The 23986-nt window shown below is 61.1% G+C and carries 12 protein-coding genes and 2 pseudogenes; 3 read left to right on the forward strand and 11 right to left on the reverse strand.

Annotation, left to right across the window (positions count from 1 at the left end; genetic code table 11):
- Nucleotides 1–41: 41 nt before the first annotated feature.
- The 4 genes and pseudogenes from ACTQYB_RS03970 to ACTQYB_RS03985 all read right to left on the reverse strand — a co-directional run.
- Nucleotides 42–4157 (reverse strand): DNA-directed RNA polymerase subunit beta', encoded by a 4116-nt coding sequence (locus ACTQYB_RS03970; protein ID WP_441481549.1) that lies wholly within the window; start codon nt 4155–4157, stop codon nt 42–44.
- A gap of 92 nt (nt 4158–4249) precedes the next feature.
- Nucleotides 4250–7819, reverse strand: coding sequence for a DNA-directed RNA polymerase subunit beta (rpoB, locus tag ACTQYB_RS03975; protein WP_015449988.1), 3570 nt, complete (start codon nt 7817–7819; stop codon nt 4250–4252).
- 651 nt (nt 7820–8470) lie between these two features.
- Entirely contained in the window at nt 8471–9133 is a 663-nt protein-coding gene (locus tag ACTQYB_RS03980; protein ID WP_441481548.1) for a hypothetical protein, read from the reverse strand.
- A gap of 210 nt (nt 9134–9343) precedes the next feature.
- A pseudogene (locus tag ACTQYB_RS03985) lies at nt 9344–10318 on the reverse strand (hypothetical protein); the annotation flags it as partial.
- An 80-nt stretch (nt 10319–10398) separates the two neighbouring features.
- Here ACTQYB_RS03985 and ACTQYB_RS03990 point away from each other — a divergent pair.
- Nucleotides 10399–11073 carry a tRNA (cytidine(34)-2'-O)-methyltransferase gene (locus tag ACTQYB_RS03990; RefSeq protein WP_081966448.1) on the forward strand — a complete coding sequence of 225 codons (675 nt, stop codon included), beginning with the start codon at nt 10399–10401 and terminating at the stop codon, nt 11071–11073.
- A 1254-nt stretch (nt 11074–12327) separates the two neighbouring features.
- On the opposite strand, the gene ACTQYB_RS03995 is transcribed toward ACTQYB_RS03990, so the two are convergent.
- From ACTQYB_RS03995 to ACTQYB_RS04020, 6 genes and pseudogenes are all read right to left on the reverse strand, one after another.
- On the reverse strand, nt 12328–13692 hold the full coding sequence (locus ACTQYB_RS03995; protein WP_033507421.1) for a PFL family protein: 1365 nt from the start codon (nt 13690–13692) through the stop codon (nt 12328–12330).
- A 67-nt stretch (nt 13693–13759) separates the two neighbouring features.
- Nucleotides 13760–14032: an ACT domain-containing protein gene (locus ACTQYB_RS04000; protein WP_015449974.1), complete on the reverse strand. Its 273-nt coding sequence runs from the start codon at nt 14030–14032 to the stop codon at nt 13760–13762.
- 272 nt (nt 14033–14304) lie between these two features.
- Nucleotides 14305–15528: a galactokinase gene (galK, locus tag ACTQYB_RS04005; RefSeq protein WP_441481695.1), complete on the reverse strand. Its 1224-nt coding sequence runs from the start codon at nt 15526–15528 to the stop codon at nt 14305–14307.
- 192 nt (nt 15529–15720) lie between these two features.
- Nucleotides 15721–17004, reverse strand: coding sequence for a galactose-1-phosphate uridylyltransferase (gene galT / locus ACTQYB_RS04010; protein WP_441481547.1), 1284 nt, complete (start codon nt 17002–17004; stop codon nt 15721–15723).
- 351 nt (nt 17005–17355) lie between these two features.
- Nucleotides 17356–18147, reverse strand: a pseudogene (locus ACTQYB_RS04015) (DeoR/GlpR family DNA-binding transcription regulator); the annotation flags it as partial.
- Nucleotides 18148–18365: 218 nt separating this feature from the next.
- Complete coding sequence (locus ACTQYB_RS04020; RefSeq protein ID WP_412171187.1) at nt 18366–19139, reverse strand: polyprenol monophosphomannose synthase; 774 nt, start codon at nt 19137–19139, stop codon at nt 18366–18368.
- A gap of 176 nt (nt 19140–19315) precedes the next feature.
- On the opposite strand from ACTQYB_RS04020, the gene ACTQYB_RS04025 reads away from it, so the two are divergent.
- Complete coding sequence (locus ACTQYB_RS04025) at nt 19316–20461, forward strand: quinone-dependent dihydroorotate dehydrogenase (RefSeq protein ID WP_321046455.1); 1146 nt, start codon at nt 19316–19318, stop codon at nt 20459–20461.
- A 713-nt stretch (nt 20462–21174) separates the two neighbouring features.
- Here the strand turns inward: ACTQYB_RS04025 and ACTQYB_RS04030 are convergent.
- Nucleotides 21175–21360, reverse strand: a complete 186-nt coding sequence (locus ACTQYB_RS04030) for a hypothetical protein (protein WP_441481546.1) — start codon at nt 21358–21360, stop codon at nt 21175–21177.
- A gap of 1218 nt (nt 21361–22578) precedes the next feature.
- On the opposite strand from ACTQYB_RS04030, the gene ACTQYB_RS04035 reads away from it, so the two are divergent.
- On the forward strand, nt 22579–23979 hold the full coding sequence (locus ACTQYB_RS04035) for a serine/threonine-protein kinase (protein WP_441481545.1): 1401 nt from the start codon (nt 22579–22581) through the stop codon (nt 23977–23979).
- The last annotated feature ends 7 nt before the right edge of the window (nt 23980–23986 follow it).

Genomic DNA, 23986 nt, shown 5'->3' on the forward strand with positions numbered 1-23986 from the left:
ATACTGAGCGCTCTCAGCGTGCCCGGCGGATCACAGGCCGATCAGGCCTGCTGTCCGTCACCGTCACCGTCGGCGCTATCAGCACCAGCTTCGTCAGTACCGTCGCCAGACGTATCATCACCGGCGTTGCCGATATCTTCCTGACCGCCCTGGTCGTCCAGGAAGTCGTCAGGATTGAAATCGTCGGCGTTGAAGTCGTCAGGGTTGAAATCGTCGCCGAGCTTCATGTCGCCGAAATCAATGTTCGACAGGTCAACGTCGCCGTTCTCGTCGCCAAAGTCGAGCGGAGCGTCGGTGTCGCCACCCAGCCCGAAGTTCGGGTAGATGGTGTCGCGGATCGCCTTGTCCGGCTCGACCGTCGCGTTGCGGTAACGCGCCAGACCAGTGCCGGCCGGGATCAGCTTGCCGATGATCACGTTCTCCTTGAGGCCCTTGAGATCGTCTTCCTTCTCGTTCAGGGCGGCCTCGGTGAGCACGCGCGTAGTCTCCTGGAAGGATGCCGCGGACAGCCAGGAATCGGTGGCGAGCGAAGCCTTGGTAATACCCATGAGCTCCGGACGGCCGGCGGCCGGCTTGCCACCGTTCTTGACGGTCTGCTTGTTGATCTCCTGGAACTTCTGGCGATCGACGAGCTCGCCCGGCAGCAGCGCGGTGTCGCCCGCGTCGAGCACGGTCACGCGATGCAGCATCTGGTGTACGATGACCTCGATGTGCTTGTCGTGGATATCCACGCCCTGGGAGCGGTACACGTTGTGCACTTCCTCGACGATGTTGACCTGAGCGGCACGCGGGCCGAGGATGCGCAGGATCTTCTTCGGATCGACGGAACCTTCGCACAGCTGGGTGCCGGCGGCGACATGGTCGCCATCCTTGACCAGCAGCGGAGCACGGCGCGACACCGGGTAGACAATCGGCTCAATGCCTTCGCCGTCCGGAGACAGCGTGACCTGACGGCCACGATCGGTGTCCTGCACCTTGACGGTACCGGCGTAATCCGTAATCGGCGCCTCGCCCTTAGGCGTACGAGCTTCGAACAACTCGGTGACACGCGGAAGACCCTGCGTGATATCGGATGCCGAAGCGACGCCGCCGGAGTGGAAGGAACGCAGCGTCAGCTGAGTACCAGGCTCGCCGATGGACTGGGCCGCGACGATACCGACGGCTTCGCCGACATCAACCAGCGTGTTGGTGGCCAGCGACCAGCCGTAGCACTTCGCGCACACGCCGCGCTTGGATTCGCAGGTGAGCACGGAACGCGCCTTGACTTCCTCCACGCCGTGAGCGACCATGTCGCGCAGCACGTCCATGGACATCGCTTCGTCACGCTTGTAGAGCACTTCGCCGGTCTTCGGGTCGAGCACATCCTCAGCGAGCAGACGCGAGTACGGACCACCGTCGGCAGCCTTGACGAGCACGAGATTGCCGTTCTCATCACGCTCGGCGACCTTCATGACGAGGCCGTGCTTGGTGCCGCAATCCTCTTCACGCACGATGACTTCCTGCGCGACGTCGACCAGACGACGGGTCAGGTAACCGGATTCTGCGGTACGCAGTGCGGTATCGGCCAGACCCTTACGCGCGCCGTGCTGCGAGATGAAGTACTCGAGCACGGACAGGCCTTCGCGGTAGTTGGACTTGACAGGACGCGGGATGATCTCGCCCTTCGGGTTAGCCACGAGGCCTCGCATACCTGCGATCTGGCGGATCTGCATCCAGTTGCCTCGTGCACCGGACTGGACCATGATGTTCACGTTGTTGTCATCATGGAAGTTGTCGCGCATGGCTTCGGCGACCTTGTCGGTGCATTCGGTCCACAGGTTGATGAGCTCCTGGCGGCGCTCCTCGTCAGTCAACAGACCGAGGTCGAACTGGGAGTTGACCTTGGCAGCCTGGCCTTCGTAGTCCTTGATGATCGGCTCGCGATCCGGCGGCTCGACGATGTCGGAGAACGCCATGGTCACGCCGGACCACGGTGCGCGGGTGAAGCCGAGATCCTTGAGCGCGTCAAGGGATGCGGCGACCTGCTGCGTGGAGTAGCGCGTCGCGATGTCATCGACGATCTTGGCGAGACGGCCCTTGGGGACCTGCTCGTTGATGAACGGGTAGTCCACCGGCAGGGTGCCGTTGAACAGGACACGTCCGTAGGAGGTGGCGAACAAATAGGTGCCGTCGGAGAAGCGCTCCTCCTTGACGACATCCGGGCTGCCCGGCTCCGGGTCGGTGACCTTGAGCTCGCCCGGCTCCCAACCGGTCGGCAGCACGAAGTCCTTCGGCATGCGAATCAGCACCTTGGCCTGCATGTCGATGTCGTGCTTGTCCAGAGCCATGATGACTTCGTCCAGCGAGCCGAACACGCGGCCCTGCCCCTTGGCTCCCTCGACCACTGTGGTCAGGTAGTACAGACCGAGGATCATATCCTGGCTCGGCATGGTGACGGTGTGGCCGTCTGCCGGCTTCAGGATGTTGTCGGACGCCATCATGAGCGTACGGGCTTCAGCCTGCGCCTCGGCGCTGAGCGGAAGGTGGATTGCCATCTGGTCGCCATCGAAGTCCGCGTTGAATGCGGCGCAAGCGAGCGGCGGCAGGTGGATGGCCTTGCCTTCGACCAGGATCGGCTCGAAGGCCTGAATGCCCAGACGGTGCAGCGTAGGTGCACGGTTGAGGAGCACCGGATGCTCGGAGATGACTTCCTCGAGCACGCCCCACACAGCCGGGTCGGCGCGATCGACCAGATGCTTCGCGCTCTTCATGTTCTGCGCGTAGTTGAGGTCCACAAGACGCTTGATGACGAACGGCTTGAACAGCTCAAGCGCCATCGGCTTCGGCAGACCGCACTGGTGCATGCGCAGGCTCGGGCCGACGACGATCACGGAACGGCCAGAATAATCCACGCGCTTACCGAGCAGGTTCTGACGGAAGCGGCCCTGCTTGCCCTTGAGCATGTCAGCCAGGGACTTGAGCGGGCGGTTCGAAGCGCCGGTGACCGGACGGCCGCGACGGCCGTTGTCGAACAGGGAGTCGACGGCTTCCTGAAGCATGCGCTTCTCGTTGTTGAGCATGATTTCAGGGGCGCCGAGCTCGATAAGGCGCTTGAGGCGGTTGTTACGGTTGATCACACGACGGTACAGGTCGTTGAGGTCTGAGGTCGCGAAGCGGCCGCCGTCCAGCTGGACCATCGGGCGCAGATCCGGCGGGATGACCGGAATCACGTCAAGCACCATGGCCTCCGGCTTGTTATCGGTGGTCAGGAACGCGTTGACGACCTTGAGACGCTTAAGCGCACGGGCCTTGCGCTGGCCGGTACCCTTGTCGATCTCCTCGCGCAGCTCCTCGGCCGCGGCCTTCAGATCGAAGTCCTGCAGACGCTTCTTGATGGCTTCGGCGCCCATGCAGCCGTCGAAGTAATCGCCATAGCGATCCTTCATTTCGCGCCACAGGTCGACGTCGCCTTCCATATCCCCTGGCTTGAGGGTCTTGAAACGGTCGAACACGGCGGTCAGACGCTGGATCTGGTCGTCGTAACGCTGGCGGATGGCCGCCATGTCGCGTTCGGCGCCGCTACGCAGCTTGGCGCGTGCGCTGCCCTTGGCTTCGCCGGCCTCTTCGAGGGCATGCAGATCCTCTTCGACCTTCTTGGCTCGTGTCTCGATGTCGCTGTTGCGGCGACGCTCGAGGCTCGCAATCTCATTATCGAACTCGGACTGCAGGTCAGGCAGATCCTGATGACGCTGCTCCTCGTTCACCTCGGTGACCATGTAGGCCGCGAAGTAGATGACCTTCTCGAGGTCCTTCGGAGCGATGTCAAGCAGGTATCCCAGACGGCTCGGAACACCCTTGAAATACCAGATGTGGGTGACCGGGGCGGCCAGCTCGATGTGGCCCATGCGTTCGCGGCGCACACGGGAGCGGGTGACTTCCACACCGCAGCGTTCGCACACGATGCCCTTGAAGCGCACGCGCTTGTACTTGCCGCACGCGCACTCCCAGTCACGGGTCGGGCCGAAGATCTGCTCGCCGAACAGACCGTCCTTCTCAGGCTTGAGGGTACGGTAATTGATGGTTTCAGGCTTCTTGACCTCGCCATAGCTCCAGCCGCGGATGTCGTCGGCGGTGGCCATGCCAATGCGAAGCTTGTCAAATGCGTTGACGTCCAGCACTCTTGATTCCTGTCTTTGAAATTGTTTCCATCACGTTTGCGGGAGCTGTCCGCGCCCGGCCCGCTTCAGGCGGGACACGGACAGCTGTATCGTCACTTGTATTCGGGCTCTTCCGCGGCCTGATCCTCCTTGGCGGAGGCGTCCGGGCGGGCACCGATGTTGAAGCCGAGATCGTTGGAGTTGGAAGCCGGGTCGTCGTCTTCCTCGCGCATGTCGATCGCCTGGCCGTCGGCGTTGAGCACCTCGACGTTCAGGGCGAGCGACTGCATTTCCTTCAAAAGCACCTTGAAGGACTCCGGGATGCCTGCCGGCGGCAGGTTCTCGCCCTTCACGATGGCTCCGTAGGCGCGCACGCGGCCGTCGACGTCATCGGACTTGGTGGTCATCATCTCGTGCAGCGTGTAGGCGGCGCCGTAAGCCTCGAGGGCCCACACCTCCATCTCGCCGAAGCGCTGGCCACCGAACTGGGCCTTGCCGCCGAGCGGCTGCTGCGTGATCATCGAGTACGGGCCGGTGGAACGCGCGTGAATCTTGTCGTCCACGAGGTGGTGGAGCTTAAGCATGTACATATAGCCCACGGAAATCGGCTTCGGGAACGGTTCGCCGGTGCGGCCGTCAAACAGTTGCGCCTTACCGTCCTCGCCCACGAGCTTGTTGCCGTCCTTGTCCGGCAACGTGCATTTGAGCAGGCCCTTCAAAGTGTCCGGACGGACGCCGTCGAACACCGGGGTCGCGACCGGGGTGCCAGGCGCGCCCTTTTCGGCGCCTTCAGGCACGTACTTCTTCCAAGCGGCCTCGACATCCGGGTCAATGCTGATATCCCAGCCGGCGTGTGCAATCCAGCCCAAGTGAAGCTCGAGCACCTGGCCCAGGTTCATTCGGCTCGGCACGCCCAGCGGGTTGAGCATGATGTCGATCGGGGTGCCGTCGGCCATGAACGGCATATCCTCTTCCGGAAGAATCCGGGAGATGACGCCCTTGTTGCCGTGGCGGCCAGAGAGCTTGTCGCCCTGCGTAATCTTGCGGTGCTGGGCGATGTACACGCGGATCATCTGGTTGACGCCGTTGGGCAGCTCGTCGCCGTCCTCCTCGGCATCCTCGCGGGTGATTTCCTTGACCGCGATGACAGTACCGGTCTCGCCGTGCGGCACGCGCAGCGAGGTATCACGAACTTCGCGGCTCTTCTCGCCGAAGATGGCGCGCAGCAGGCGCTCCTCCGGGGTCAGCTCGGTCTCGCCCTTCGGGGTGACCTTGCCGACGAGGATATCGCCGGCCTCGACCTCGGCGCCGATGCGGATGATGCCGCGCTCGTCGAGGTTCGCGACCGCGTCCTCGCCGACGTTTGGCAGGTCGCGGGTGATTTCCTCAGCACCGAGCTTGGTTTCGCGGGCGTCGATCTCGTACTCTTCGATGTGGATCGAGGACAGGGTGTCGTCGCGCACCAGACGCTGGGAGATGATCACAGCGTCCTCGTAATTGTAGCCGTTCCAAGGCATGAACGCGATGAGCAGGTTCTTGCCCAGTGCCAAATCGCCCTTCTCGGTGGCCGGACCGTCGGCGAGGACGGTGCCCTTCTCCACGCGCTCGCCATGCTTGACAAGCGGGACCTGGTTGTAGCAGGTGGTCTGGTTGGAACGCTGGAACTTGGCGAGCTTATAGCTGGACTGCGTGCCGTCGTCGTTCATCGTGCGGATGATGTCGGCGGACACGTAGGTGACCACGCCATCCTTCTCGGCGAGGATCACATCGCCGGAATCGACGGCTGCACGCCATTCGGAGCCGGTGCCCACGAGCGGGCGCTCGGACTTGACCAGCGGGACGGCCTGACGCTGCATGTTGGTACCCATCAGCGCTCGGTGGCCTTCATCATGCTCGAGGAACGGAATCAGGGAGGCGCCGACGGACACCATCTGACGCGGGGAGACATCCATGTAGTCGACCATCTCGACCGGGACATCTTCCGCTTCGCCCTGGGCGTCACGCACAAGGGCTTCCTTGGAGACAAAGTTGCCGTTCTCGTCAAGCTCCTGGTTGGCCTGCGCGATGACGTGCTCGGCCTCGCGGTCGGCTGTCATGTAGACGACTTCGTCGGTCACATGGCCGTTGACGACCTTGCGGTACGGGGTCTCGATGAAGCCGAACGGGTTGATGCGGCCGAAGGTCGCCAGCGAGCCGATCAAGCCGATGTTCGGGCCTTCAGGGGATTCGATCGGGCACATACGGCCGAAGTGGGACGGGTGCACGTCTCGCACTTCCATGGATGCGCGGTCACGGGACAGGCCGCCGGGGCCGAGGGCGGACAGACGACGCTTGTTCGTCACGCCGGCCAGCGGGTTGTTCTGGTCCATGAACTGGGACAGCTGGGAAGTGCCGAAGAACTCCTTGATGGTCGCGTTGACCGGGCGAATGTTGATCAGGGACTGCGGGGTGATGGCCTCGGCGTCCTGGGTAGTCATGCGTTCGCGCACGACACGCTCCATACGGCTCAGGCCAGTGCGCAGCTGGTTCTGGATCAGCTCGCCGACCTGGCGGATACGACGGTTGCCGAAGTGATCGATATCGTCGACGTCCACACGCAGATCGACCGGCTCGCCGTCGCGCATGCCCGGGAAGGTCTTGTCGCCGGCATGCAAAGTCACCAGGTACTTGATGGTGGCGATGATGTCCTCGCGGCTCAGGCTGCGATCGTTGTAATCACGCTCAAGGCCCAGCTTGCGGTTGATCTTGTAGCGGCCGACGCGCGCCAGATCGTAACGCTTGGTGTTGAAGTAGAAGGAATCCAGCAGGTTCTTGCCGGCCTCGGGGGTCGGGGTGTCCGCCGGGCGAATCTTGCGGTACAGGTCGACGAGGGCCTCGTCCTGCGTGTTGATCGAGGTTTCCTTCGCCAGCGCGTCAAGCACAAGCGGGTAATCCTTGAAGGATTCGGCGATCTCCTGCTTGGTCATACCGATGGCCATGAGGAACACGATCGCGGACTGCTTGCGCTTGCGGTCCACGCGCACGCCGAGGACGTCGCGCTTGTCGATCTCGAACTCGAGCCATGCGCCGCGGCTCGGGATGATCTTCGCGCCGAAGACCTCCTTGTCGGAGGTGCGGTCCTGCTGGCGGTCGAAATACACGCCCGGGGAGCGCACGAGCTGTGAGACGATGACGCGCTCGGTGCCGCCGATGATGAAGGTGCCGTGCGGGGTCTGCAGCGGGAAATCGCCCATGAAGACGGTCTGGCTCTTGATCTCGCCGGTGTCGCCGTTTTCGAACTCAGCGTTCACATACAGCGGCGCGGAATAGGTGTAATCCTTCTCCTTGCACTCCTGGACCGTGTGACGCGGCTCCTCGAAGTACGGGTCGGAGAAGGTCAGGCTCATAGTCTGGGTGAAGTTCTCGATCGGAGAAATCTCCTGGAAGACCTCGTCAAGGCCGGAAACGTGCGGCACGGTGTTGGTGCCGTTCTTTTCGTCTTCCTCAACGCGCTTCTTCCAGCGCTCGTTGCCGATCAGCCAATCGAAGCTGTCGGTCTGCACGCCCAGCAGGTAGGGCACATCGATGGGCTCACGGATGGAGCCGAAATTCACGCGATCCGACGCCTTGTGCAGTTTGATGTCATGCTCGTCGGCACGTGCGATGACTTTGGTGGTGTTCGTCGTAGCTTGTTCAGCAGCCAATGGACGTTCCTTATCGCTCGCTTTGTCGTTTGTTCCCCGGAAACGCGGGCGGACGGCCACTATATGCTGTTCGCGGGCGCTTCTTCACTGTCAGCATGCCCGCAATATGACACACTTTACGCAAAGTCAATAGTTTAGCCGATGATTGCGCGCGCCGCAAATGCGACACGCTTGTGGGGGTGGACAGGGATGGTGGGGGGTGGGAGTGATGGGCGGCTGCGGGAGTGAGGGGATGGCAACGGGAGTGGCGGAAGTGGGGCGGAGGGATCGATGAGCGGCTGCGGGAGTAGCGGGAGCGGCCTGTCCGTCACGCTGACCGCCAGAATGCGAGCCAATCCTCACACAACCACGGGCCACCCAGCCAACCCACCGCCTAGTATCGCCATAGATGGACGTTTGAAATTGATGGCGGGAAGGACCATCCAACGCCGCCCGTCCAGCCACGCGCTGCGAATCCCCAGTACCACCCATTCAGCACCGTCTGACGACATCAAGCCACCCATTCAGTACCACCATTCAGCACCGCCAGCCACAAGCCGCCAACCCACCACTGTCAACCCAGCGACACCCGCCCAGCACCGCTAATCCACAGCGCAACCAGCCCGACTCCGCTGACCGGCACCGCCTATCCAAACCGCCTATCCAAACCGCCTACCCGACGGTAATCGTCACCTTATTGCTCACAATCTTCGGATGGTCCTTCATCGATAGCTGCGCGGTATAAGTCCCGGCGTCTACTTTCGGCAGCGTCGAGTCGTCGGCGCACGAGTCCCCGGTACGATTCGTGTTCCACGTCATCGTCTGCGTGTCGGTATCCCCCATCGCAAGCAGCAGCTGGCGCGAATCCACATCGCACGCGTCGGACCGCCACACGGTGTCGCTTCCCGACTTGATGGTCAGCACCCGCGAATCATCCGCAGCATCAATCAGGCAGCTGCTCTTGCCCTTCGGCACATACTTGATGGTCGCTATGAATTTCATGGAACCACCGACAGCAACCGTCTGGGAATCCGACTGCAACGACAAATCGATATCGGACGCCGTACAATCCTTGACTTTGCTCTGCTGCATCGGCGTCGGTACCGCCGAACGAGTCAGCGCCATCTGGTCGTCATGGCGGATCGACGCATCAATCGCCATCATCCCCCGGCCGAGGCTGTACACGCAAAACGCAATCAACGCAAGAACGACAATCAACGCAATCAACGCAACAATGCGACGCCTGCGATAGATCTGCCGCTGCCGTTTGGACAATTTGCGGCGGGGACGGCGATTCCGCGGGTTGTTGGAAGTGCGCTGGCTGCTCGATGACATATGGTCCAGTGTAGTCATGCCAGTGGTGACGTGTCACGCGGACGCTACGTCGGATTGCGAAGTAGCGTCAGATTGCGAAGTTGCGTCAGATTGCGAAGTATTGGCGTGCGTTTCGATGATCGCACTGGCATCGGCGCTGCCAACGGCACCAGCACTGTCATCGGCACCGGCACCTGCGTCCGCGTCGGCATCAGCATTCCGGACACTCCCGGCGGGCAGACGAATCCCTTCATCACCAATGATTTCAATCAGTCCGTCCTCGTCAAGCGAGGCGACACACGCATCAAGCTGCGTCTGGTCGGGCCACAACGACGCCACCCGCGCACGCGACAATACCGGGGCATCCGCAGGTAGCGCACGCAACGCAGCCAACACGATGCCGCGCACCTGTCGATTCGTGCCCGCGAACCGCTGACGGGGACGAGTCCGGCGCTGTCCCAGTCCCGGACGGCCCGCCGCAAGAAACGCGCAAACCGACGCAACCGGGCAAGTCTCACAAGCCGGAGATTTCGCCGTGCACACCAGTGCGCCGAGCTCCATCACCGCCTCGTTCCACACGACGCTGGCTGTCTGATCTTCGGGAAGCACGCGCGAAGCCAGATCCCGATCCTTCGCCGTCGTGGACCCGCCCAACGATTCCTCGCCGACGAACAGACGCGACAGGACACGCCGAATATTCGTATCGATGACGGCAATCCGCTCTCCGAACGCGAAACTCATGACCGCACTCGCCGTGTAATCGCCGATTCCGGGCAGCGCGACCAGCTCGTCGTAACTGTGAGGAAGCCGGTTGCCGTATCGCGTGGCGACTTCGCGGGCGCACTCCTGCAAACGCAAAGCGCGACGCGGGTAGCCGAGGCGCCCCCATGCGGTGATGACCTCTGCCGTGGATGCCGCGGCAAGTGCTTCCGGGTCCGGCCAATGGCGCATCCACGCGGTCCAGTAGGGCACGACCCGGCTCATCTGGGTCTGCTGGCTCATGACTTCGCTGACGAGGACGCCCCACGGGGTGGTGCGGCCGAATCGCCATGGCAGGTCGCGGGCGTTCGCGTGCCACCACAAGGTGAGCACGCGCTGGATTTCAGGCGTGTGCCGGATTTGGGGCGCGTGGTCTGTGGCGGCAGGCTTCGCGCGGCCGGGTGGCGCGTCTGGCGTATGCTCAATGTCGGGACGGTTGGTGTTCATCGTGTGCCGTATCTTAGCATTCGACCGGGGCATGTTGATGTGCCGCGCGGCTGTCGGTTGAACGGGTTAGGTTGGAGCGTATGACACATGAAGCCAATCCGCAGCAGTCTCAGGACGCCGGCTCGTCGGCGAATCCGGAGACGAAGGTCGAGTCGATGTTCGAATACGGGTATCGCAAGTCGAATTATGGGCCGGATGAGCTCGTAACCGACGCGCACGGCAATCCGATCAATGTGACGGATGCGATGATGAGTGCTGAGGATGCGGCGAAAGCCGAGACGAGCACGCCGCACCTGTGCTACTACTCGCCGCGTATCCCCGGCAATACGGGGTCGGCGATTCGCCTGTGCGCGGTGACGGGGACGATTCTGCATCTGGTCGAGCCGCTTGGATTCAATCTGCATGATACGAAGTTGCGCCGCGCTGGATTGGATTACCATGACATGGCGCATGTGGTGCTGCATCCGGATTTCGACAATCTGGTTGAATCGATGCCGAATTCCAGGATCATCGCGTTCACTGCGCATGCGACGAAGCTGTACACGGAGGTCGAGTACCGGCCGACGGATATTCTGCTGTTTGGCCCTGAGCCTGGCAATATCCCCGATCCGACGGATATCATGTTCGGCCCGCATGTCGCCGAGCAGGTGCGACTGCCGATGCGTCCGAGCCTGCGAAGCCTGAACCTGACCAACTGCGCGTCCATCGCCATCTACGAAGCCTGGCGCCAACTCAAATTCAAGGGCGGCGCGTAAAATCAAACACCCCCACTGGGGTGTTTGATAGCGCCGCTGAGGGCCGATTGTATCGAGGCCCGAAGCAGAAAAACAGCCGGCGAAGCCGACAAAATCACAAAATAAGCCCGGCGCGTAAGCGAAATGGCCCCGGTGGGCCATTTCGTAGCGCCGCTGAGGGCCGATTTCATCGAGGCCCGAAGCAGAAAAACGGCGCGAAGCACACCATAAAAACAACACAAGCCCAGCACGTAATTGCATGAGCTTGACTAATCGTCCCAATCCTCAGTTCGTCATCCGCCGTGTTGGCGCTTCGAAGTGGCGTCGTCAGTGCAAGGAGACTGCCCCTGCTTGGGCACTGATGGGAGTCCGAGCGAAATCGCCATGCCAGCTGCTTTCTCCCGGGAGAAGCCATGGGTTGCGAAATCCTCGACTGTTCTCCCGGGAAAAATCGCGGATTTCGCAATCCATGGCTTTCCTCCCGCACAATCCGCGGGAATTTATCGGAATCCACCCTCTCCACGGATAATCTCCCATCGAGAACGTTGGAATCCTGCGGTTCTCGAAAATCGACCAAAAGCCATCTGTGGGAGAAAAGCAACAGAATGACGCATCCGCGCTAAACTCCCACGAGAAACCGGGATGTTATGCATCAGAAGTCGGCTCTTCGAAGCTCTCCCGTCCCGCCCACGATAACCGCCGACCACACCGTCAACGCAACATATTCCGCAGGCACGCAGCGAAATCCGCCGCTCTCTCAACCTTCTGCCGACGCTAAATGGTGTCTCAGCGTCGGCAGAAGGTTGGGGTCAAGAAGCACCGCGCCCAAACCATCTCCACCAACTAGCTACGCTAAGCACGCCCGAAACGTCACCAAGTTGTATACTCTTACAAACCGGCTACGCCAAGCGGGCCGTGGACATAGCCAGTTTGTATACTCACATGAACCGGCTACGCTAACGAACCGCCCAGCGTCACCAGATTGTGGATTGTCACCAACTGAGTTCCGTAAACGCCAACCACCGCTACCCGCAACGCAGCAACCACCGCAACCGGTTACGACAGCCAACAACCAACGACCGACAACTGACAACCGACAACCACCGTAACCGATTGCCAGCCGCCAACTACCAGCTACCAGCAACCAACTATCAACCAGCCGAAATAGCGAACGGGCCGCGTACCGGACAATCCCGGTACGCGGCCCGTCGGGTCACATCCAATACCCTTGATTACTCGAGAATACTTGGGATACCTGATACCCTCTATAGCAGTTCAGTTCTTGAAGCTGTGGATCGGCGCCGGGATTCGCCCGCCGCGCGACACGAATGCCTCGCAGCTGGCGGTGTTGACCGGCATAATCGGCGCGTAGCCCATGAGTCCGCCGAATTCCGCGGATTCGCCGACACCCTTGCCGATGACCGGGATCACACGCACGGCGGTCGTCTTCTGGTTGACCATGCCGATGGCCGCCTCGTCGGCGATCATGCCGGAGATGGTGGACGGCGTGGTATCGCCCGGAATCGCAATCATGTCAAGGCCGACCGAGCACACGCACGTCATCGCCTCGAGCTTTTCGATGCGCAGGCAACCGGACGCCGCCGCATCGATCATGTTCTTGTCCTCGGAAACCGGGATGAACGCGCCGGACAGGCCGCCGACGTACGAGGACGCCATGATGCCGCCCTTCTTAACCTGGTCGTTAAGCATGGCCAGCGCTGCGGTGGTGCCGGGCGCGCCGACCTGCTCAAGCCCGCATTTCTCAAGCACTTCGCCGACAGAGTCACCGGCAGCGGCGGTCGGAGCAAGCGACAAATCGATGATACCGAACGGGATGCCGAGCCGGCGCGACGCCTCCTGGGCGACCAGCTGGCCGACACGCGTGATCTTGAACGCGGTGCGCTTGATGGTCTCGCACAGGAATTCGAAATCCTTACCCTTGGCCTCGTCAAGCGCGCGGGAGACCACACCCGGGCCCGAAACACCGACATTGATGACCGCGTCGCCTTCGGTGACACCATGGAAGCCGCCCGCCATGAACGGGTTGTCATCCGGCGCGTTGCAGAACACCACAAGCTTGGTGCAGCCGTCGCTGTCGGTCTCGCGGGTGGCGTAGGCGACGTCCTTGACGATGTGACCGAGCAGGTAAACCGCGTTCATGTCAATGCCGGTCTTGGTGGAGCCGACGTTCACCGACGAGCACACGATGTCGGTTTCGCTCAGCGCCTGCGGCAGGGAGCGGATGAGCATCTCCTCGGCGGGCGTCATGGATTTGGAAACAAGTGCGGAGTATCCGCCAATCAAGTCAACGCCGACAGTTTTCGCGGCTTTGTCAAGCGCATGGGCGATGCGCACAAAATCCTCGGAGCTCTTGCAAGCACTGGCTCCGACCAGCGAAATCGGCGTGACGGTGATGCGCTTGTTGACAATCGGAATGCCGTAATCGCGCTCGATGGCCTCGCCTGTGGAAACCAGGTCCTTGGCGTACGTGGTGATCTTGCGGTAGATGTTGTCACACACCTCGTCCACGGTGTCGGCCGCGCAGTCAAGCAGGCTGATGCCCATGGTGATGGTGCGCACGTCGAGCTTCTCCTGCTCGATCATCTTGTTGGTCTCGTGGACCTCCATGATATTCAGCATGGTCGTGTCTGTCCTTTTCGATTCGTTCGGTTGCGTTCTTGCGCGGCGATCCGCGTGATAACTGGACTCAGACGCGATGCATCTTGGTGAAGATCTCTTCGCGCTGGCAGCGGATGCGCACGCCGATTTCCTCGCCGAGCTTGTCGAGGTCGTTGACCATGGTGCCGAATTCGTTGTCGGCGTTGCTGTAATCGACGATCATCATCATGTTGAAGAACCCGTCGATGATGGTCTGCGAGATGTCGAGGACGTTGACATGGTGACCGGAAAGATACGTGCAGACGCGGGCGATAATGCCGACAGTGTCCTGGCCTACGACGGTGATGATTGCCTTGTTCATGGATCTCCCTTGGAAAATCGGTGCGATGGTATCCAGATGGATTCAAGTATAGGGAATGCACACGTCATCGGGCCGGGGATGTCCGTTTCGGGACGATTTGCCTAAGGCGGAAGGATGCCGACTCGCTGTGCAAAATAGCGGACGTCAAGTCAACGACGCCTGAAGCGGGACACATAAAACAACAGACGCCCGAAACGAACTCGGCATTGTTGCCGACGGTCCGTTCCGGGCATCTCGGCCTTGCTGACGTTCCCCGTGTCAGTCGATCTGTATCAGTCGACGCGGTGCGCCGAAGAGGATGCGACCGCGGCGAGCGCCCGAGGCTGGTGGAATCCATGCACTGCAAACGCGTCGGCAATCTTTTGCGCGACTTCACGGCTGCGTCCCTTGTCTACCAGCGCGATGATGGAGCCGCCGAAGCCGCCGCCGGTCATACGCGCACCGTAGGCGCCGTTCTTGCGGGCCACGTCTACGGCGATGTCCAGCTCGGGGACGGTGACCTCGTAGTCGGCGGCCAGCGAATCGTGGGAAGCGTTGAACAGACGGCCCGCAGCCTTGATGTCGCCCTGAGCGAAGGCACGCACGAAGGAACGCACGCGCTCGATTTCGGTGACGACGTGGCGCACGCGCTTCTTCATGGTCTCGTCAGGCAGGGCGTCAAGCGTTTCCTTGAGGGCCTGGAACTGGTCATCGGCCTTGGAGATGCCGTCGGCGGTAACGCGCAGGTTGGCCACACCGAGAATCTTGGCGGCTTCCTCGCAAGTAGCGCGACGCTGAGCGTACTGGCCATCGTTGAGCTGGTGCGGAGCCTGGGTATCGACCACAAGCAGCTCGAGGTTGTACTTGTCGAGGTCGAACTCCTGCTGGGAGACGTTCTCCAGCGGGGTCAGCTCCGGACGGCAGTCAAGCAGCAGCGCGTGGCCTTCGGTGCAACGCATGGAAGCGTTCTGGTCAAGACCGCCGGTGGAGGCGCCGGCCATCTCGTTCTCGGACTTGATGGCGGCGTTGATGAGGGTCACACGACCGGCATCGGAATCGCCGTAGCCAAGGCCGTACACGTCGTCCAGAGCCAGAGCGGTGGAGCATGTCATGGCGGCAGAAGAGCTTAGGCCGGACCCCAGCGGCACGCAAGAGGCGAAGGCCGCGTCAAAGCCCTCGACCTGCCCGAATCCGGCTTCACGCAGCGCCCATGCGACACCAACCGGGTAGGCCGCCCACCCGTCGACGCCTCCGGCTGTGAGACCGTCCAAATCGGCTTGTGCGACCTTGTCGGGGCTGACATCGGAAACCACACGCACACTCGTGTCTTCGCGCGGTTTCAGCGCGATATACGTGCGGTGCGGCAGCGCGATCGGCAGGCACAGACCCGCGTTGTAATCGGTGTGCTCGCCGATGAGGTTCACACGCCCCGGAGCCGCCCACACACCTGCCGGCGCCTCACCGTATGCCTGTTCGAACAGCTCTCGGGCTGCGGCGGCGCCTTCCGCGTCGTCCATCGCGTCGATGAACGGGATGCTTCCGGCGGCATCCTGCGTTGCATGCTGCTGGCCTGGTGTTGTCATGATTATTCCTTTCGAATGATGTTGCGCTGATGTGCCGCTGTGCTGCCCACCGGCAGCTGGTCCAGGCCCACCGACGTTCCGCACGCCAATGCCTGGTCAGCCGCCGCACGGCCAGCCGATACATGTTCAGTCGTCGATGTCAATCGGCCCGAGCTCATGGAACCGCTTGGCGATGAGTTCCGGCGTCGTGTCGGACACCCATGCGGCCATACCTGATTCGGAACCCGCCAGATACTTGATCTTGTTCGCCGCCCTGCGGAAGGAGAAGAACTGGAGGTTGAGCCGGTAGTTCGCGCGGCGGGCGTCATGAATCGGCGCCTGATGCCACGCGGCGATGTACGGCAGATCCATGCCCTTGCCGTCGCCCTTGTCGAAGAAGGCGTTGCCACGCTTGAGCAACGTGGAGTACATCTGTGCCAAATCCCAACGCTCCTGGTCGTCAAGCTCGTCGATGGTGAGCACGTCGCGCACTGGGACGACATGCACTTCCAACGGCCAGCGCGCCGCCGCCGGCACGTAGGCTACCCAGCTGTGGTTGCGCATGACGATCCGCTCCCCCGCCTCGATTTCGGCGTTCATGAGGTCGCGCAGCAGGTTGCCGCCGGTACGTTCGTGGTATGCCTCGGTGTGCTGCAGTTCAGTTTCCAGCTTCGGCGCGATGAACGGGTAGCAGTAAACCTGGCCGTGTGGATGGGCGAGCGAGACGCCGATTTCCTGACCGTGGTTCTCGAACGGGAAAATCTGCTCAATACCGTCGATATGCGAGATCTCGGCGGTGCGGAAGGCCCACGCCTCGACAACCGTGCGCAGGCGACGCACCGGCAAATCGGCGGGCAGACCATGCTCGTTGGGGTCGAAGCAGATAACCTCGCACCTGCCGCCGGCCATTTTCTGCTGCCACAGCGGGTTGCCGTCGACATTCGTCACCGTGTCAGGCACGCCGGGCACGCGCACCATCGAGGGGAAACGGTTTTCGAAGATGACAACGTTGTAATCGGTATCCGGCACTTCGCCGTCCTGATACGGGTCACCCGGCTTGCGCGCGGCGAGCGGGTTGCCCTTCGCAGTGGCCCCCGGACCGGCGGTGATCGGCCGGTTCATGCGCGCAGTGGCCATGGGGATCCAGTCGCCGGTCAGCGGGTCGCGGCGCATCTGCGGTGCAGCGTACGGCACCTCGTTGCCGTCGGCGTCCAGATGAGGCGCGAAACGGTAGGCGAGATGGCGGGGGTCATGCAGTTCGCGGGTCTTCTTGCCGCTGACGTATTCAGGGTCGTCATCGAGATAGAAGAAGTCGCGTCCGTCGGCGAGGGTGGTCGGTGTGATGCGGATGTTGGCGCTCGCGTATGCGCCGGGCTGATAGTACTGCCATGCCGGCGTCTGCTGGGCCGATTGGGATGATTGGGTGGTCATGTCGTCTCCTTTGTTGGACGGTTGAGCTTATGTTGTCTGTTTCTTTCACAACAGAATCGCATGCGTCGCCAAGACTGAATGCGCCGCGTTGCGTCTCTGTCGCGGCGACGGGCTGCGCTGCCCGCCGCCGGGTCTGGTTGTGGTTGTCTGCTACTTGCCGACCGGTTTTGGCGTTCCCGTTGTCCGTCCGGCCTTCGTCTGCCTGCCGCGAGGTTCACGATCCGCAGGAAGGTCATACTCGTCATCGACGGAATCGGGATATCCCGGGCCTCCCGCGGCAGCATGCGCCCCGACATGTTCGGCGACCACGCCGTTCTCGTTCGGGTGTATCCGGCGGGGCGAACGGACTGATTCGTCCGACTCGCCCTGTTTGGCGAGCACGAGTTCCTTGACCAGTTCGCGTGTTTTGGTGACGGAATCAGGGTCGAGCCCGTCATCGGTAATCACAGTGTCGACCTGGTCGAAGTTGGCGAACAGGGACAGCGAGGTGCTGCTCCATTTGGTGTGGTCGGTGAGGATAATCGTCCGGTCGGCAATATCCATCATCGCCATGTCGGTGGCCGCTTCCAATGAGTTCGGCATGAGGAAGCCACGCGGAATGGACACCGAATGCGTGCCGAGGAACACGGTGTTCACGCGCAGGGATTGCACGACCTTGTCCGCAATCGGCCCGACCAGGGAGTTGGAACGGGTGATGACGCCACCGGTGACAATCACCTCGACATCCTTGGATTCGAGCGCCTGAACGAGTTCGGCGACGGGAATTGAGTTGGTGAGGATGGTGACGCCGCTGGACTGCTGGGATTCAAGCAGGTGCTGTGCGAACACGTAGGCGGTGGTGCCGCCGCCGATGGCGATGACGTCGCCCGGGGAGACGTAGTTGACTGCCTCCTGTGCGATGGCGTCCTTGAGGCCGATGTCCATCTGCGATTTTACGGAGAACAGAGGTTCGCTCAGCAGGGTGCTGGTGGTCACTGCGCCGCCGTGGACGCGTTTGAGCAGGCCCTTGTCGGCGAGTTCGGCGATGTCCCTGCGTACGGTCATGGCTGACACGCCGAGCTCTTTGGACAGCGCGGTGATGCGCACCGCACCGCGAGTGCGCAATCTGCTGAGAATCAGATGCTGACGTTGTGACGAAATCATATGAACATTATCGCACACAATTGCGCACACAAGTGACAGCATTGAGCGGATAACGCTCGACAACATCATGAAAACTCACAAAAACGCTAAGTTTTCCGCACCTTCCGTAAGCAAGATGAACATAAACGAACGCATTCTCTTTGTGGTCATCGGCGTGTCGCCCGCAGCGTGTCGCCTGCTGCGCGTCACCCGCTAGTCGGCACCCGCCAGTCGATTCGCTAATCGGCACGACGGCCATGGGCAGAACGTATCCTCGCAATCCCCCACAAGGTGACATTCCGTATCGCCTCAACGACAATCGCCGAATCCATCTTCGACACACCACGGCGACGTTCGGGGAAGACGATCGGCACCTCGAGAATCCTGCCGCCGACTGCCGCGGCGCGCCTAGTCATATCAATTTGGAAGACATAGCCGTTCGCTTCAACGGACCGCAAATCCATATGCCTGAGCAAATCGGCCCGGTACGCGCGAAACCCGGCGGTCATATCGCGCACACCCAACCCCAGCATCCTGCGCGCATACCATGACCCGCCCCTGGAAATCAAATCGCGATACCACGGCCATCCTTCCGTACGCCCGCCCGGCACACGTCTCGAGCCGATTACCAGATCCACGCCACGATCGCAACGCATCACCTTGAGCATGCGCGCCAAATCCTGTGGGCGGTGCGAACCATCCATATCCATCTCGCATACCACGGCATACCCGCGATCCAACGCCCATGCGAACCCAGCCAGATATGCCGGCCCCAGGCCTCCTTTGCCCCCGCGGTGCAGCACATGGATACGCCCATTGTCTCGTGCCATCTGATCGGCGAGCTCACCCGTGCCGTCCGGGGAGGCGTCATCGACGATCAGCACGTCAACATCCGGATTGTAGGCGAACACACCATCCAGGGTCGTGCGGAGGTTCTCGCGCTCGTTATATGTCGGCATCACCACGCACACGCCGTCCCCCGCCATGCCGGTTCCACTCGCAGATGCTGTCATGACTCCCCTTTCAAGCTGCTTCACGTCGTTTTTTCATCACTTCATGCCACGTCAAACGACTGCAAGCCGTCTGTGCCGCCTCAAGCCGTTTGACGCCACCAGCCCCAATTGGACTCTGTGTTCACTGTACCCGCGTTTGTTGCGAACACGCTGACAACAGTGCCACAATATGAGGTATGATTCACGTTTCCGAACAGCCGTTGCACGACGCCGTCAACAAGGCGACTACCGACCTTTTCACTTTCGGCTACAAGCACATCGTCAAGCCGTTCTTCGTGTTCAACCACACACCTGACGTTGCACACGACCAGATGATTGAATTCTGCCGTGTCACCCGCAATATTCCGCCGCTCATGTGGCTGCTGCGCGAAATGCTCGACTACACCGACCCGATTCTCGAAACCGATGTGATGGGCGTGCATTTCGATAACCCCTTCGGTCTGTCCGCCGGCCTCGACAAGAACTGCGACATGCCGGTGCTGCTCGACAACGCCGGATTCGGCTTTGAAACGGTTGGCTCGACCACCGCACGCCCGTGCGCGGGCAATCCGAAGCCATGGTTCCACCGGCTGCCGGAATACGATTCGATGATCGTCCATGTCGGGCTTGCCAACGACGGCAGCGAACGGGTTATTCCGCGGGCCGAACGCGCATGGGACAAGGCGAAAAGTATGCAAGTGTCCGTGTCCATCGCGCGGACGAACGACAAACTGTGCGGAGACATCGACGAAGGCATCGAAGACTACTGCACGTCGATGCGCCGAGCGGCTGGGCACACGGCGATGATTGAAATCAACATCTCCTGCCCGAACACCTATGTCGGCGAACCGTTCGGAGAGCCGGAAAACCTCGACCGGTTGTTCAGCGCGTTGGACAAGATTGACCGCCCGCAGCCGGTGCTGGTCAAGATGCCGCTGAACAAGACGTGGCCCGAATTCCGCGAGCTGCTTGACGTGCTGGCGGAACACAATGTGCAGGGCGTCAGCATCGCAAACCTGCAGAAGGACCGCAGCGGTATGGAGATACCAGCGATGTGGAAGGGCGGACTGAGCGGTGGGCCGACCTATCGCGCGAGCAACGCGATGATTCGGCAGGCCTACCGCGAGTACGGCGACCGCTTCGCCATCGCGGGCATCGGCGGCGTGTTTACCCCCAAGCAGGCGTATGAGAAGATCCGCGCGGGCTCCAGCCTAGTCATGTTCATCTCCTCGCTCATGTATCGCGGACCGCAGCAGATCACGGTGCTCAAGCGCGGACTCGCTGAGCTGTTGCGCCGGGACGGGTTCGAGCACGTCAGCGAGGCAGTCGGCGTCGACGCTTAATCAGGGCTTGATTGGGGCTTGATGACGGTGTTGTGCTGCGCCTTGATTGCGTTTGATTGTGCTTGACTGTGCTGGGGTTCACGTGGCAAGGTTCGCGCGGCGGATGAACTCCACATCAAGCATGTCACCACATACAAAACACGACAGAAAACTGACGGTTCGACACTGGCGCGCAGTATTTGCCGAGTTGCGTATGTCGGGGCACGCGCAATCCGGCAAATGCCTCGGGAATCAGCCGCCAAGCAAGCCAATCAGACGGTTCGCGTATGTCAGGAGATACACGAATTGACACCGCCGAACCGCTCACCAACTCATCCAACAACTCACCGACCCATTGCACCGCTGCAATCACCCATCCGCTCTCTTTCTACAAACTGGCTACGCCGGCAAAGGAGTTAGCGTAACCAGTTTGTAGAACGCGCGAAGTCCCCACATTGGTCCCGCAAGAGACGGGATTCATGACTGATTCGATGCCCAACCGTGTGAGTCAATCCTCACACAACGACTCTCAACGCCACCCAGCCAACTATCCCCGACCGTCCAAACCGCCACCGCGCAAACGAATCCTCACACAACGACTCCCCGGACCGACAAACCAGCCAATCACAGCCCCCAAACCGTCAGTGTGTGAGTAAAACCTCACACAACGACATCTGACGCTGCCAAATCAGCTCTCCCACGATCGCCCAAACCGCCACCGTGCAAGCCAATCCTCACACAGACGCACTCTCACGCAGATTGGAATCAGCCGATATGCCGACCAGTACCACCAAATGGGCGGCATATCGGCTGATTCCAACCACACCGACCACAAGCAGCACTACTGCCAATATGAGCTTGCCGCGCAGACCACTGGCACCAACACCCCAAGAAAGGCCGGGCAGGAACATGATGAACAACGATACGACGCTGAACACGATATTGACGATTCAATTGGGTAGCAGGTCGAAACGGTGATCCTGCGATTCAGTCGCCGCCACACCAGCCGCAGGATTGGAATCGCTATACGGTCCGCTTTGCTGCGGGACTTGCTGTGGAACTTGCCGCGACCAAGGTGACCGTTGCATGGGTTGAGGTTGCTGCGATATCGGCGATTGTTGCAAAGGCTGTGATTGCCCGGAAACCGCCGACTGCTGCAGCCAAGGAGATTGTTGCGATGCCTGAGCATACCTTGGTATCGATGGCGTGGATGTACCCGGGCGGGAGGAAGATTGCGCCGACGGACCCGGCTGTTGCAGCACTGATGGCATCGCAGATTGCTGCGAATACGACCCGTACGGAGACGGCGACTGTACATACCGCCCTTGTGGATACGGCAGCTGACCGGACGAACCGAGTTGCCCCGGTACTTGGCCGACGGATGGCATCCGTCCATCGTGCGGCATCAGTCCACCGCGGCCAACCGGCGACATCATATTTGGATTGCCCATATTCTTCCTCCATGCGCCGTGACAGCCATCACCGACCATCCGACCACCCGTCTCCGTTGCCCTTCCATACATGTCAGCCGATTGTCGGCGGTATCAATGCTCATGAATATACCTCAGTAGCACCAATCACGCATCGTCATTCCCTCTTATGCGCGCCACTTATGCACGCCGATGCCCCGATTCCGCATCGGGACATCAACTGCACGCGTCCGACACGCCGTCTCAACATACGGGCACCGCTCCGTTTCAGGGAAATCAAGAGCCCGTCCAGCCGATAGACACGAACGCGAACAGATGAAGTGAAACGTTTGACGACGCAGAACATCGCCGTTTTCCAGAATCATTGCTTCGCGTCAGAAGGCAATTCGTTACCGGCGAGACGTGACATTGCGATCCTCGGCACAGGATACGATTTCGACCAATACATTCGCGCGAACACCAACGCGCATGGGGGACAATGTATGCACAATTGTAGGGGGAACTGTCATGACTATCAGTGCACCGCTGTCACTTGGTGGCCCACACGAGCGACCTGTTGCAAGGCCGGATGCCGAGGCTTGGTATTCGTCGTGGAGTGCAAAGAGCATGCAAACACACCGAACCATCGAGGCTTTTCGGACAACCCAAGCGGCCCAAACGGGCATCACGGAACACGCAGTCGGGCGCATCCCTGGCTACTCACCCATCATGCAGCTTGGATCAGGCTCGGAAGCCGACGTGTACCTGTACCGTCAGCATGCCCCGAATCGCCAGGTCGCCATCAAGATCAGCAAGCAGCGGCTGGATTCACAGGCGGCGAATCGTTTGCGTTCCGAAGCTGATTTCATGGGACGGATCTGCACGCACCCGCATATTCTGTCCATTTACGGAAGCGGCATCACCGCGACCGGACACGGATACACCGTGTTCGAGTACGCCTCGGGAGGCAATTTCAAGGCCTTCCTCGAACATGACAGACTCACCGCAGACCAGATGCTCACCATCGGTATCGATCTGGCGAGCGCACTGTTCACCGCACATCGTAAAGGCATTATCCACCGCGATATCAAGCCAAGCAACATACTCATCAACGCGCAACATATGCCCATGCTCGCTGATTTCGGTATCGCGAGCACCATCTATGGAGGCCCCGGTGTGGGATTCACCGTTGCCTGGGCACCGCCCGAGGTACTGGCCAACGGCGGAGGCGGTAATGAGGCGTCCGATATTTATTCCCTAGGTGCCACACTGCTCGCTATGGTGACTGGGCAATCCCCGTATGAATACGCGTTTGCCGACGAGTTGGGCGATTCCCGCGGGAAGGAACGGACGGAACGGTTGCAGGCCATCATCTTGGCAAAGCCGTTGCCGGCATTCCACCGTCCGGACATTCCCGCCCCCGTTGAGCGCGTGTTGCACAAGGCGATGAGCCCGGTTCCCGAGGACCGGTATTATTCGGCGCTGGAATTCGCCCGTGCCATGCAACGCGCGCAACTGCAAATGTATGGTCATGCCGAGCGTACGACAATCGAGGGCGAGGCGGATATCCCCACGGACCTCGCCGCGCACGCACGCCTGACCACGACGGCAACACCGACGACTGCCGAATCGTCCCGCCGCGGCACATCACGGACGAAACCGCTTGCCATCGCATTGGTCGCCCTTGCCGCAATCGTCGCGATTGCGTCGGGATTCCTTTTCCTGATTGCCCCGCATATGGATACAACCTCAGACGACCGCGCCGTGCAGGTCTCGGGCAGCGGCCCCGGTGGCAAGACTTCGGGGCAAGATAACGGGAATGTCCCTGATTCGGGGGTCGTTGCAGGCTCAGTCCCCCAAGTGCGCGGTCTTTCCGGCGCGTACAACGCCGCCGGCACCAAAGCGACGTTCTCGTGGACCAATCCTGATCCCCAGGATGGCGACGCATACGCGTGGTCGCTTGTGGGTGGCACGGATGAATCCGCGAGTTCGCGAAGCGCGCTGACGTCGTCGACATCCATTGCCATCGACCCGTCCGGTGAAGCACAGACTTGCATCAAGGTGAGTCTGATCCGTGCGGACAGACGGATGTCCGACACCCCCGCGATGGCATGCGCCATCAGACCGTAATCGCAAG

The sequence above is a fragment of the Bifidobacterium sp. LCP19S3_E9 genome (genome assembly GCF_052121135.1).
GTDB lineage: Bacteria > Actinomycetota > Actinomycetes > Actinomycetales > Bifidobacteriaceae > Bifidobacterium > Bifidobacterium thermacidophilum.

What these genes read in the sequence shown, in the direction of transcription:
- ACTQYB_RS03980 (WP_441481548.1), bottom strand. Translation starts at nt 9,133, where the DNA reads ATGTCATCGAGCAGCCAGCGCACTTCCAACAACCCGCGGAATCGCCGT.
- ACTQYB_RS03990 (WP_081966448.1), top strand. Translation starts at nt 10,399, where the DNA reads ATGACACATGAAGCCAATCCGCAGCAGTCTCAGGACGCCGGCTCGTCG.
- ACTQYB_RS03995 (WP_033507421.1), bottom strand. Translation starts at nt 13,692, where the DNA reads ATGCTGAATATCATGGAGGTCCACGAGACCAACAAGATGATCGAGCAG.
- ACTQYB_RS04000 (WP_015449974.1), bottom strand. Translation starts at nt 14,032, where the DNA reads ATGAACAAGGCAATCATCACCGTCGTAGGCCAGGACACTGTCGGCATT.
- galK (WP_441481695.1), bottom strand. Translation starts at nt 15,528, where the DNA reads ATGGACGACGCGGAAGGCGCCGCCGCAGCCCGAGAGCTGTTCGAACAG.
- galT (WP_441481547.1), bottom strand. Translation starts at nt 17,004, where the DNA reads ATGACCACCCAATCATCCCAATCGGCCCAGCAGACGCCGGCATGGCAG.
- ACTQYB_RS04020 (WP_412171187.1), bottom strand. Translation starts at nt 19,139, where the DNA reads ATGACAGCATCTGCGAGTGGAACCGGCATGGCGGGGGACGGCGTGTGC.
- ACTQYB_RS04025 (WP_321046455.1), top strand. Translation starts at nt 19,316, where the DNA reads ATGATTCACGTTTCCGAACAGCCGTTGCACGACGCCGTCAACAAGGCG.
- ACTQYB_RS04035 (WP_441481545.1), top strand. Translation starts at nt 22,579, where the DNA reads ATGCAGCTTGGATCAGGCTCGGAAGCCGACGTGTACCTGTACCGTCAG.